The sequence below is a fragment of the Caballeronia udeis genome (assembly GCF_001544555.2).
Classification (GTDB): domain Bacteria; phylum Pseudomonadota; class Gammaproteobacteria; order Burkholderiales; family Burkholderiaceae; genus Caballeronia; species Caballeronia udeis.
The window spans coordinates 40,420-52,656 of record NZ_FCOK02000071.1; the positions used below are offsets into that span (position 1 = coordinate 40,420).

Here is a 12,237-nt window from a genome sequence, read left to right on the forward strand (position 1 = left end):
TATTTTGTTTTGACTTCGGTGTAGCCGCATTGCCCGTTATGGAACTGAATTCTGATGTCGGCCGGGCGAAACAAGAACTCACTGGCGGGCTCGGTGAGCGTGATGGTGATGAATGTCGGGGAAATGCGCGTGCGTGTGGGTAACCAGTGCGTGTTGATGCGGATGCGTGTGCGGCTCGTCACCGTCCCGCTTAAAGTCGTGAGCGTGCTGGTGGTGCTCGTCGTGCCGGTGGTTATGACAGTTGAAGAGTGGACCGATCTCTTCCATCGCCTACATTCGCAGGCGCCGCTGTACTGATCGAGGTGGCGCACATTAGCGTTTCGAAGGCTTGGCAAGCATTGCGAACTTAGTTAAAAACGGCTTGGGCAACAGCTTCCCAACATTCACCTCCCGGATTAACCACTCAATGCCGGAGTCGAGCCCAATTCGGCGATTCCCATGGGCCATCTCTCATCCGCTGCCCGACAATTACCACGACCACCGAACGCCTGCGTCTCCAGTAAGAGTAGCGTTTTCAAAAACCTGAATAACGTGGAAATCGATGCGCATGCTATGTCGCCCCCCGTAACGGTAAGGTTTCAGAGCCCCATCCGATCTGCTCTTGATTTGTAATTTTCGGAAAGAATAGGAAATTATTTTCGATAATACAAATGTCTCAGCAATATGCCGTGCCATTCCGCCACTGCTTAATGCCTGGAATACGCCTCGTTCTTACTCACTACGTCGACCTCTGTGGATCGCGATTAATTCGCCACCGTCTCGACAGCAAAACCGTCAACTCTTTCATGTTCCGCATGCGAATGGGCACTGATGCGATACCGGACAGAGCGCTAGCGGGATGCGAAGTGAAGTGGCAATGGAGGCGTGAACGGAACGCGCGCCACTCATCAGTTTCCTCGCGGGTCACGTATCATGCACCGCACAATGCCGAACCACGCCGGCCTCAGATTGGGGACCAGGACCCATTAGGAATAATGCCAAAAATCGCAATTAACCCTTGCGAATAATGCGCTTAATTATCAGCGACCGCTTCCCTAAAATTGGTATTAGCTGCTAAGGGTTCGATCGCGTGCTGTTGGCGTAGTGTATGCGTCAATACTTTGCAATACCGGCCTGAGAAGCCTTATCGCGTGTCGCTTGAGTTGATTGATATTGAGTTGATTGAGACATAGAGGGCATTGTGTGCCTGAACGAGGTACCGGTCACCCAGGTAGGGCTTATAGGTGGGCGTAGATTCTTTCCAAGAATGAAGTACGTGTCTCGTGCCAGCCCTGAGCGGCGATCTGTGGTTTGCTTCACGTGCACCACACCACTGGTAACGGTCGCGCGAGTTTGATCGCTACGAGCCAAACGTACAACGAGCGCCATGGAGAAATACAAATGGATCGTTTGCATCGAAATTCCAATCCAATCAAGGAGGAACGGGTCATGAACAAGGCAACCAGAACATTAATCGCGGCCGTCGCTGCACTCACGCTGTCGGGCGGTGCTTATGCACAGGCCAACAACACGCTGGCGACCCCGAGCACCGTGTCGCCCGCCGCTGCAACGAGCAGCTACGGCACGCCTGGCGTCACCAACTCGGAAAGCGGCAAGGCCGCCGCGTCGCCGAACTCGGGCATGCCGAATAGCACGAGCAATAGCTCGACGTCCGGCACCCCCGCCGCTTACGGGATCAACAATACGCTGGCGACCCCGAGCACCGTATCGCCTGCTGCCCAATAACAGCAATCAAGGATGACAACCAGGCGCAAATAAACGCAACACGACTAAGCGCGTCTCATTCACCAGCCGTCATAAGAAAAGCCGCTGTTCTCACGGACAGCGGCTTTTTGTTTCTCCCTAACCTCTTCCTGACTCTTCCTGGCAGCGGCTTGCGGCACACCAACTGATTGCGTGCCTGTAGGGTCAGCCGAATAACAGCGACTGGCCTAGCCTGCCATAACGCGCCAGATGGCAGAATTTTCCCAACGTTGAATCACCGCTTCGCGGAAAAGCGGAGGACCGAAGTGAATCGAACTGCGACCGTTCTACCTTGAAGATTGCCGATGTGAAATTGACTCGATCGATTCGCCGTGTTTGCGCAAACTGCGATATTGAGGTTCCCGGCGACTACGACGCATTCATTCACGCCGATGACATCGGATTAAGGCCAGCCATTTATTTTCATTTTTTATCGACAGTTTTTCGACTATTTTAGATTTGCGATCAGTTATCGCGGCATGTCCTTGGCGGGAGGCTACAAAGTTCTTACTGGATGGTTTTTTCGAGAATTTTTCCCTTTGAAAGATACAATGGGCACATGGCATATGTGCTTCAAAACTGCGTTGACCCTAAGCAATAAAAACGACCGCTGGACGCAAGCGCCGAGTTCATTTTCCCTTTATCCGGCGGCCGTTCCAATTAATCCGCATGCGCTCGCCGCAGGGGTTGCAGCAATTGGCGTCGTTGCAATCACTGCTCCCGACAGCCCGCATAACGCTTGCATACCCGGTATCCACGCGGCCTCGAACCAGACGCTGCTTGATACCCGCGCCAAAGACAATCAAACGCCCACACCTTCGACCATCAGGCGAACATCGCTCATGTTAAAAAAATGCATCCGTGCCGTATTTACTGCCGCTGTGCTGATCGCGGCAATTACATCGGAATCTCAGGCGCAGTACACCACTGACTGGGTAGCGAACACATATGGAACAAGTTCCACCTACGTTGGCAATGGTGCCCGTTCCATGTGGGTAGCGCCTGAAGGAATCATTTATACAGCTTCCCTGTGGGACGAAAACGAAGGCGGGGTCGCCATATACGGCAATCGCCAAAACATGGGTTCCATCGGTTTGCACAACGAGTTCCAGGGCAGCGCCATTACGGGCAATGCAACTTCAATCTTTGCTGCCTTGCAATATGACAGAACCAACGGCAGTGGCTGGGTAGGACGATATAACCGAACCACTAAAACACGCGACCTCTCCATCTCTGTCAGCGCGACAACGACCCAGACGCGTGGTGATGTCATCACCGGACTCGCAACATCGGGTTCCCTCCTCTATGCAAGCGACTTCCCTGGAAATCGCGTGCGAGCTTACAGCACCGACGGCGTCTGGCAGAGCGATATCAATGTTGCAGGTCCTGGGGCGCTCGCCCTGGACAGCGCCGGCAACGTCTGGGTCGCGCAAGAGAACGCCGGCACGATTGCCGAATTCAGTCCGTCGGGCGCCGCGTTGAACACGATCCAGATGCCCACTACATCCCGCCCGTCCGCGCTGTATTTCGACTCAACGGCTGGACAGCTTCTGGTCGGCGACGAGGGGCCCGACATGAACATCAAGATCTACCAGATCGCGGGCGTCTCAACTCAGCCAACCCAGGTCGGCACGTTCGGCATTCAGGGCGGATATCTCGACACAACAACTGGCATCAAAGGCCAGGTCGGGGACAAGCGTTTCACCCGCGTTGCCGGCATTGGCAAGGACTCCACCGGCAACCTCTATGTACTCAACAACCCGTGGGGCGGAACCTGGGACCTGGGCCGCAACGGCAATACGGACATCCACGCCTACGACAGCTCGGGCATCCTTCGATGGAAGCTTCAGGCACTGAATTTTGAAGGCAACGGCGCACCTGACCCTGCGACAGACGGCGCGTATTTCTATGGGGGCTTCAACGTTTACACCGGCACCGCTGGCGGAACGTTCGTGGCAAACACCGTTGACCCGATCGACTATCCGTCCGACCCGCGACTCAACATGAACGACACCCAGCGCGGTCAGCACTTCGCGCAAATTGCCACCGTCGGCGCGAACCGGATCCTTGTGGCAGCCGGCCAGAATCCGGGCATCTTCTACTTCTTCCACTTCAACGCCGCCAATGGCTACATCGCCATCCCGGACGGGTCCCTGCCGGGCACGGCGTTCAATTCGACTACATTGATAACGGGTGGATTCTGTCTCGACAGCAACGGCAACGTCTGGGCCGGCCCGGACCGGACGAACATGATTTACTACTACCCGTTGACCGGCTTCGATGCCAACGGCAAGCCGAGCTGGGGAGCAGGCATTGCATACGCCACGCCAAGGTCCATCCTGCCACTGACCCGGATCATCTACCTCCCGGAAAGCGACACCATGATCCTCGCGCAAGGCATAGTCGGCAGCACGGACTGGACGTCGATAGGAACGAGGGTCGAGGTGTATCACGGCTGGCTTGCAGGAAACCAGAACTCGCCTTATCCGGTGATCAACCTCACCAGCGCCAATCCGAAATCGATCACGGCAGCCGGCAACTATCTGTTCGTCGGATATGTGCACACCGTGCCCAACATCGACGCTTTCAATCTCTCTACGGGCAACCTCGACACCACCTTGATCAATGCCAATCCCACCACAGTGGATGTCGGCAGTGACGTTGATTCCATGTACGGCCTGAGGTCATACCTGCGATCGACCGGTGAGTACGTGGTCACGAAGGATAACTACAACGAGTCCAGCATTATTGTTCATCGCTGGACTCCCGGTTCATAGGCGGAAATTGACCTGGACTCCCTGAAGCTCGTCGCGCGAGATGACGGGAGGACGCTTGGGCCGCCATGAGAGCAACGTTCGAGCGTCGGCCAACTTCAATTGCTGCACCGTGTCAGACAGCCGGATGTAGTCCGTCACCACAAACGTGGGCGAGATGCCGAGCTTCACGAAGCCGTTGCAGAAGCTGCCCTGTTGCGCCTATGGTTATCAAAAAGCGATACGAAAAAGCGCTCGCCACGAGCCACGATATAGCGGCGACCTATCAACGGCATTGCACGAATCTAATTCTGTTGATGGTCACACGCGCTTATATTTAACTGGAGTAGGCTCGCCAGCGCGAGCAGTGCTCTTTCAATGTACGCTACAACATCACTTGCGGGAATTTTGGATTGCGCCTCGGGTAATCAACAGCAAGAGCCCACCACGGGATTTCCCGGCAGACCCGCGGGCGCGGGGTTATCGATGCAATGCACCATGAAAGCCTGACACCCCTAAAAATAAGTAGTGGGTATGTCCTCTCAAGGAGATAACGCATGTCAAATGAAGCAAAGTGCCCGTTCAATCACGCCGCCGGCGGCGGCACGACGAACCGCGACTGGTGGCCGAAACAACTGCGGGTGGACCTGCTCAGCCAGCACTCGAGCAAGTCGAACCCCCTGGACAACAGCTTCAACTACGCCGAGGCTTTCAAGAGCCTCGACCTGGCCGCGGTGAAGAAGGATCTTGCGGCACTCATGACCGATTCTCAGGACTGGTGGCCGGCGGACTTCGGTCACTACGGTCCGCTATTCATCCGCATGGCCTGGCACAGTGCCGGCACGTACCGCATTGGCGACGGCCGCGGTGGTGCCGGGCGCGGCCAGCAGCGTTTCGCTCCGCTCAACAGCTGGCCGGACAATGTCAGCCTGGACAAGGCCCGCCGCCTGCTCTGGCCGATCAAGCAGAAGTACGGCCAGAAACTCTCCTGGGCGGACCTGATGATCCTCACCGGTAATGTCGCGCTCGAGACCATGGGCTTCAAGACCTTCGGTTTCGGCGGCGGTCGTGAAGACACGTGGGAGCCGGATCAGGACGTTTACTGGGGCAATGAAAAGACCTGGCTGGGCGGCGACGTCCGTTATGGCAAGGGCGCTGCCGGCAGCGACGACGAAGGCGTAATCGTGGCCGACGCAGAACTCCACGGCAGCGAAACCAGCCGCACCGACAGCGGACGCAACCTGGAGAATCCGTTGGGCGCCGTGCAGATGGGCCTGATCTATGTCAACCCGGAAGGTCCCGACGGCAATCCCGACCCGCTCGCGGCGGCGCACGATATCCGCGAAACCTTCGCGCGCATGGCCATGAACGACGAGGAAACCGTCGCGCTGATTGCCGGTGGCCACACTTTCGGGAAAACGCACGGAGCAGGTCCTGCGGACAACGTGGGTCCCGCACCCGAGGCCGCCGATATCGAGAACCAGGGGCTGGGCTGGAAGAGCAGCTTCGGCGCCGGCAACGGCGGCGACACAATCTCCAGCGGTCTGGAGGTCACCTGGACCGGCACGCCGACGAAGTGGAGCAACGGCTTCTTCCAGAACCTGTTCGGCCACGAATGGGAGCTGACCAAGAGCCCCGCCGGCGCCAATCAGTGGGTCGCCAAGGACGCCGGCGCAACGATCCCGCATGCTCACGATCCGTCGAAGAAGCTGGTGCCGACGATGCTCACCACCGACCTCTCGCTGCGCTTCGACCCCATCTACGAGAAGATCTCGCGGCGCTTCCTGGAGCATCCTGAGCAGTTGGCGGACGCCTTCTCCCGCGCCTGGTTCAAGCTGACCCACCGCGACATGGGACCGCGCGTGCGCTACCTTGGACCGGAAGTGCCGGCCGAAGAGCTGCTGTGGCAGGACCCCATTCCGGCGGTCAACCACCCGCTGGTCGGAGAGCCGGACATCGCTTCGCTCAAACAGAAGATCCTGGCGTCAGGGCTGTCTGTGCCGGAACTGGTATCGACCGCCTGGGCGTCCGCATCCACCTTCCGTGGTTCCGACAAGCGCGGCGGCGCCAATGGCGCGCGCATTCGCCTCGCGCCGCAGAAGGACTGGCCGGTCAACGAGCCCGAACAGCTGTCGAAGGTGCTGAAGGTCCTCGAAGGCATCCAGGGCGAGTTCAACAGCGCACAGTCCGGCGGCAAGAAGGTCTCGCTGGCCGACCTGATTGTGCTGGCTGGGAGCGCCGGCATCGAGCAGGCGGCGAAAAACGCCGGGCATCAGCTAACCGTGCCTTTCACGCCGGGCCGCATGGACGCCTCGCAGGAACAGACCGACGTGGAATCCGCCAAGGCGCTCGAACCGGCCGCCGATGGCTTCCGCAATTACCTTGGGGGCAAGTACAAGGTACCGGCCGAGGCTTTGCTGATCGACAAGGCGCAATTGCTGACCCTGAGCGCCCCTGAGATGACGGTGCTCATCGGAGGCTTGCGCGCCCTGAACGTCGGCGGGAAGAACTCGCATGGCGTATTCACCGACCGGCCCGGAACGCTGACCAACGACTTCTTCCGCAACCTGCTCGATATGGGTACGGAATGGCAGCAGGTTTCATCGGCGCGGGACGTGTTCGAGGGGCGTGACCGCAAGACCGGCGCGAAAAAGTGGACCGGCAGCCGTGTCGATCTGATCTTCGGATCGCACTCCCAGCTCCGGGCCCTGAGTGAAGTCTATGCAACCGAGGACGCGCAGGAAAAATTCGTCCACGACTTCGTCGCCGCCTGGGTCAAGGTGATGAACCTCGACCGGTTTGACCTCGCCTGAAGGTGGCGTCGCCCCGCCGGGATTGTCGTCCCTGACGGGGCCTTGCCCAGCCACCACGAAAACGCATTTATCAGTGCTCGGTGCGACTCCTTTACATCGGACCCGCACCGTTTGCTTGCGTCCTAAATAATCGATCACGCCTCCCGAAACTGCCAATTCTGCTGAGCGCAGCAGGGTCGAGCACGTCAGCCACGAAATACAGCGTCAAAAAAATTTGCTCTCGATCGCTCGTTTACGATAACTTATGCTCGATTATGATCGATTGAGTGACGAACGAGTATTTCCCGGCGGAGACCGACAACATGCAACGAACCCGGCGTGATGCCGTAGACGGGTTGCTTCCCGACGAACGAGCAAAACTGATTCTCGACAGGCTGCGAACGCACGGCCGCGTGCTGGCGGCCGAACTTGCGCTCGAATTCAACACCTCCGAACACACGGTTCGCCGCCATCTGCGTGACCTGGCCGACGCGGGTCATTGCGAGCGTGTGTACGGCGGGGCGCTGCTGATCTCGCCTGCTGCGCCGGCCGGGTCTACCCGCCTGCGCGAAGCGGTTGATCGGAAAGCCCAACTGGCCGTTGCGGCGGCGTCCATTGTCCGGCCGCGGCAGATCATCCTGCTCGATGCCGGGTCGACCAACGTCTCTATCGCGGCGGCGCTTCCCGATAACGCGGGCCTCACGGTCGTGACGAATTCGCCCGATGTCTGCTCGCGCTTGCTCGATCGCCCCGGCTTCGACGTCATTCTGATCGGCGGCAGGATGAGCGCGCGTGGCGCGGGGTCGATCGGCTCCACCGCGCTTTTGCAGGTCCAGCAGATCAAGGCCGACCTGTGTTTCCTTGGCGCGTGCGCCATCGACCCGGACGAGGGCGTGGGTGCGTTCGAGGCGGAGGAGGCCGAGCTGAAACGTGCGATGGTCAAGTCAAGCGGCCAGGTCGCCATCGCAATGACGTCCGAGAAGTTGATGACCGCCGCACCCTTCTTCGTGGTGGGAGCGTCCAGCATTGAGCATCTGATCGTGGAACCGGGTGTCTCCGCGCAACGGCTAAGCGAGTTCGAAAAAATCTGCGGCAGCGTGATCGTGGCTCACGCGGGGGCTCGATCATGAAACCGGTTGCCGAACGTATTGCCACCACGGCTGTGTTTCTCGCTAACGGGCTGGGTATAGGCGCGTGGGCTGTCGAAGTCCCGCGGATCAAGGAAGCTTTGTCGCTAAGCGATGCATCGCTCGGAATCGCGCTGTTTTGTTTTGCGTTGGGCGCGATTGTTGCCATGCCGCTTGCCGGCCGGCTCGCGCCGCGCTTTGGCAGCGGACGCCTCACCGCACTCCTCGGTGTTGCATTTGTTATCGCCCTGCCCTTGCCTGCGCTGGTTCCGGACTTCGCTTTGTTATGTGCCGTGCTGTTTGCGTTGGGCGCTGCGAACGGTGCGCTGGATGTATCGATGAACGGACACGCCAGCGCGATCGAAGGGGAATGGAAGGCACCGATCATGTCGTCGTTTCATGCGGCCTGGAGCATGGGTGGTCTGTTGGGGGCGGCGGGAGGCGCTGCGCTTCAGGCCAACGGCATCGGCATGATGGGCGGATTGCTGCTCCCCGACCTCGTGATCGGCGCGCTCATTGTGACAAGCGCCTTACTGGCGCTACGGGATATCGGACCGCGAGTATTGGCGTCGGCTAGCGGCTTTGTATTGCCCAGCGCGGGTGTCATGAAACTCGCTGCCCTTGCCTTTCTCTGCATGCTGATGGAAGGCGCGGTGGCGGACTGGAGCGCGGTGTTCCTGCGCTCCGCACTCGACACGCAAGCAAGCGCGGCGGCGCTCGGTTATTCGTCGTTTGCCTTTGCGATGGCGGCATGCCGCGTGGTCGGCGACGTATCGGTTCGACGTCTGGGCTCTAGCGTGGTGGTTGCGTCGGGGGGGCTTATTGCGGCCCTGGGTCTGGCGCTGGTGCTGGGTTATCCAAACGTGGTGACGGCTTGCGTGGGGTTTGCGCTCGTGGGCATTGGCCTTTCCAACATTGTGCCGGTGATCTTTAGTGCGGCGGGCCGTTCGACGAAGACGCCGGCGGTGGGCGTTTCGATGGCAGCCACGGCGGGTTATGCCGGCTTTTTGGTGGGACCGCCGCTGATCGGGCTGGGCGCAGGTTTCCTGGGTTTGCGGCTGGCGTTATGCGCGCTTTTGCTGGCTGCCCTGGTTGTGTGTCTGGTGGGCGGCAAGGCGGTGAGCCGGACGAGCGTCGAACAGGCGATTTAAACGCCGGCTAGCGGGCGGGGTTGGTGTGCATCAACTCCGACTGCTACCCCCATTCCCCCCCCCGCAAAAATCACTGCGACGCGGGCATCAAATCTCCATCCGCCTGACGCTGAAGATCCTGCACCCTGGTCTGCAACGCGCGCAATTCAGCTTGAGCCGCGTCCTGCTGCGCCCGCAACGTCCGAATAGCTTCCTGCTGCTGTGCCTGACGATCAACGACCTGGCTTTGCTGCGCGCGCGCCACATCGACATCCGCTTGCAAGCGGTTCGCCCGGTTCTGCTGCAGTGCAATCAGCCGGTCCGAGAAGGCGTTCTCAGCCTGCAACTTCTCGCGGCGGATTTCCGAGTCGGCGAGCTGGGCCGTGGTCTTCGCGAAGTCCGCATACACCGCTTCAGCGCGGGTATCGGTCTGCGTCTTGATCACGCGCCAAAATTTCTTTTGCTGAAACAGTGCGACGTAATACGTCATCTGGTCGGGATAGAACAACATGCTCGCACCATAGCTGCCGTTATAAGTGGTGCGCATTTCTATTACCTTGCCATCGCGGATCATCTGCTGCAGCTCTGTAATACTTCCATTCCCCGGAGCTTGCGGTTCGTCGGCCGCGCCATTGGTGAGCAAGCCGCGCCGCGCGCTTGCGTCGCCAAGCGCATTCCCCGATGCCGACGACGAATCCTGCGCGGCAGCCCCTGCCGCTATCGCATTGGTTGCAGTGGTTGCGGCGCAAGCCGCCGTGCAGACCACCGCGCCTGCCAATAGAACTACCCCGTGCCGCCATTTATTATTGGATTTCATGGAATTTCCGAGCTCTTTGAACAAAGCGAAACCGACCGGATTATGGCAGATGGAATGCCCCGATATTTATTAGCTGCGTTCAAGAACCGTGTTCTCTAAATGGACATCGAAGCAACCGATAATCTCCATGGTCGCGGTGTGTGCCGAACCGTCGGGCCATGCCCCGAATCACCTGAAAATATCGGCGACAAGGTTCGACACCGCCCTGATGCGCTCGCTCCCGCGCAGCGCCGGATGCAGGACCATCCAGACATCCTGGTCCAGCTCCCTGATATGCGGTTCGATGCAGACAAGATCGCTGGTCGTGTCGCCCGCCAGTTGCGCGAGCACACCCAGGCCCGAGCCGCCCAGCACGCCATCGAACACGCCCAGCACATAACTGCTCCGAAGGCTCGGCGCAGGCGCGCCCGGCAGTGTCCTGAGCCAGCGCGCCGCGGGATGATCGCCCCGGCGCTCGTCATAACCGACAAAGGACAGCTTGCTCCATTCCTTCTTCTTGATGGCTACCTTGTGGCGAAGGTAATAGTCTCGCGACGCATATAAACCAAAGCGGACCTTGCCGATCCGGCGTACATACAGGTCACCCTCGTCCGGGCATTCCGACCAGATGGCAATGTCCGCTTCGCGCCGGGCAAGGTTATACGGTTGCTGCGAGGTCAGCACTTCAATGGCCAGTCCCGGAAACCTTTCCTGGAAGGAGCCCAGCAGCTTCATCAGGATGTAGGACATCCACTCGACTGCATTGATCCTGACCGTGCCTTCAAGACCATGAGACCCCGTGACATCTCCTGCCCGCTCAATCTGGTGCGCCAGCGCCTCCATCTGCTCGGCCCATGCAAGCACACGCTGCCCGAACGCCGTGACTGCGCAGCCGGAAGGCACGCGGTCAATCAGGGGTTCACCTAATCTTCTTTCAAGCTCGGTCAAGCGGCGCGACAGCGTGGCCGCACTAAGATCGCACGCCGCAGCGGCCGATCTCATGGTTCCCTCGCGGGCGATGGCGAGTAAAAGCCGCAGGTCGTCCCAGTCAACGTGTTCCATTTTTGAAACGCTCGCTTTCGATTTTAGAGGTAGATTATCGCGAATCGCGAGGATAGCATTAGACCCCGATGGGCCGGTTTGCCGCACGTGGTCGCCGTTCGTAAATTGCGGCTCGCAGATTGTGGCTCGATACACGCCGCGGCTCATGCATCGGGTTTTCGCGTTTCAGCGTTAAAGCAAGGCGGCAACAAGAAGGTCCTTTCAAATTGATTATCCGGCTAACTGCCTGACCGACTAAACGACTCGCCGGCTACTCCTCAGTAGACCGAAGAGCAAACTAATGGAGACTTTATGACCCGCAAGGCCAACCCAGCAAGGCGCCGTGTACTCGCTGCAACCGCGGTATTTGCTGCATTCTCGCTGTTGCCAGTCTCGTCGGCATTCGCTCAAGCGGCGAAAAAACCCGTCGTCGCCCTCGTGATGAAGTCACTCGCCAACGAGTTCTTCCTCACCATGGAAACCGGCGCGAAGGACTATCAGGCGCATAACGCGAGCAAGTTCACGCTCATTTCCAATGGCATCAAGGACGAAACCGATACCGCCAACCAGATTCGCATTGTCGAGCAGATGATCGTCTCGAAGGTCGACGCCCTCGTGATCGCTCCGGCTGATTCGAAAGCGCTTGTCCCGGTGATCAAGAAGGCCGTGGATGCAGGGATCATTGTGGTGAACATCGACAACCAGCTTGATCCGGATGTGCTCAAGTCGAAGGACCTGAACGTGCCGTTCGTCGGTCCGGACAACCGGAAGGGTGCGAGGCTGGTCGGCGATTATCTGGCCAAGCGACTCAAGGCTGGCGATGAAGTCGGCATTATCGAAGGCGTGTCGACCACG

General features: G+C 59.1%; 8 protein-coding genes and 1 pseudogene. 6 read left to right on the forward strand and 3 right to left on the reverse strand.

The features are described 5' to 3' along the window. Window positions 1–78: 78 nt before the first annotated feature. Window positions 79–249 (reverse strand): annotated as a pseudogene (locus tag AWB69_RS49810) (EamA family transporter); the annotation flags it as partial. A 1,179-nt stretch (window positions 250–1,428) separates the two neighbouring features. Here AWB69_RS49810 and AWB69_RS34930 point away from each other — a divergent pair. The 5 genes from AWB69_RS34930 (at window position 1,429) to AWB69_RS34950 (ending at window position 9,566) form a co-directional block, all read left to right on the forward strand. Then, window positions 1,429–1,725, forward strand: a complete 297-nt coding sequence (locus AWB69_RS34930; protein WP_062091369.1) for a hypothetical protein — start codon at window positions 1,429–1,431, stop codon at window positions 1,723–1,725. A gap of 860 nt (window positions 1,726–2,585) precedes the next feature. After that, the gene (locus AWB69_RS34935) at window positions 2,586–4,520 is read left to right on the forward strand and encodes an SMP-30/gluconolactonase/LRE family protein (protein ID WP_062091370.1); all 1,935 of its coding nucleotides are present in this window, start codon (window positions 2,586–2,588) and stop codon (window positions 4,518–4,520) included. Window positions 4,521–5,053: 533 nt separating this feature from the next. Beyond that, window positions 5,054–7,309 carry a catalase/peroxidase HPI gene (gene katG, locus AWB69_RS34940; protein WP_062091359.1) on the forward strand — a complete coding sequence of 752 codons (2,256 nt, stop codon included), beginning with the start codon at window positions 5,054–5,056 and terminating at the stop codon, window positions 7,307–7,309. Between the two features lie 302 nt (window positions 7,310–7,611). Beyond that, window positions 7,612–8,418 carry a DeoR/GlpR family DNA-binding transcription regulator gene (locus AWB69_RS34945; protein ID WP_062091371.1) on the forward strand — a complete coding sequence of 269 codons (807 nt, stop codon included), beginning with the start codon at window positions 7,612–7,614 and terminating at the stop codon, window positions 8,416–8,418. Continuing rightward, window positions 8,415–9,566 carry an MFS transporter gene (locus AWB69_RS34950; protein ID WP_062091360.1) on the forward strand — a complete coding sequence of 384 codons (1,152 nt, stop codon included), beginning with the start codon at window positions 8,415–8,417 and terminating at the stop codon, window positions 9,564–9,566. Before AWB69_RS34945 ends, AWB69_RS34950 begins: the two co-directional genes overlap by 4 nt. A 70-nt stretch (window positions 9,567–9,636) precedes the next feature. On the opposite strand, the gene AWB69_RS34955 is transcribed toward AWB69_RS34950, so the two are convergent. Further along, window positions 9,637–10,362, reverse strand: a complete 726-nt coding sequence (locus AWB69_RS34955) for a DUF2968 domain-containing protein (protein ID WP_082913722.1) — start codon at window positions 10,360–10,362, stop codon at window positions 9,637–9,639. A gap of 168 nt (window positions 10,363–10,530) precedes the next feature. Then, complete coding sequence (locus AWB69_RS34960; protein WP_062091362.1) at window positions 10,531–11,403, reverse strand: LysR family transcriptional regulator; 873 nt, start codon at window positions 11,401–11,403, stop codon at window positions 10,531–10,533. Window positions 11,404–11,694: 291 nt separating this feature from the next. Between AWB69_RS34960 and AWB69_RS34965 the strand changes: the two genes are divergently transcribed. Then, the coding region (locus AWB69_RS34965; RefSeq protein ID WP_156529066.1) for a substrate-binding domain-containing protein at window positions 11,695–12,237 on the forward strand (543 nt) is incomplete at its 3' end.

What these genes read in the sequence shown, in the direction of transcription:
- AWB69_RS34960 (WP_062091362.1), bottom strand. Translation starts at nt 11,403, where the DNA reads ATGGAACACGTTGACTGGGACGACCTGCGGCTTTTACTCGCCATCGCC.
- AWB69_RS34955 (WP_082913722.1), bottom strand. Translation starts at nt 10,362, where the DNA reads ATGAAATCCAATAATAAATGGCGGCACGGGGTAGTTCTATTGGCAGGC.
- AWB69_RS34935 (WP_062091370.1), top strand. Translation starts at nt 2,586, where the DNA reads ATGTTAAAAAAATGCATCCGTGCCGTATTTACTGCCGCTGTGCTGATC.
- AWB69_RS34950 (WP_062091360.1), top strand. Translation starts at nt 8,415, where the DNA reads ATGAAACCGGTTGCCGAACGTATTGCCACCACGGCTGTGTTTCTCGCT.
- AWB69_RS34930 (WP_062091369.1), top strand. Translation starts at nt 1,429, where the DNA reads ATGAACAAGGCAACCAGAACATTAATCGCGGCCGTCGCTGCACTCACG.
- AWB69_RS34945 (WP_062091371.1), top strand. Translation starts at nt 7,612, where the DNA reads ATGCAACGAACCCGGCGTGATGCCGTAGACGGGTTGCTTCCCGACGAA.
- katG (WP_062091359.1), top strand. Translation starts at nt 5,054, where the DNA reads ATGTCAAATGAAGCAAAGTGCCCGTTCAATCACGCCGCCGGCGGCGGC.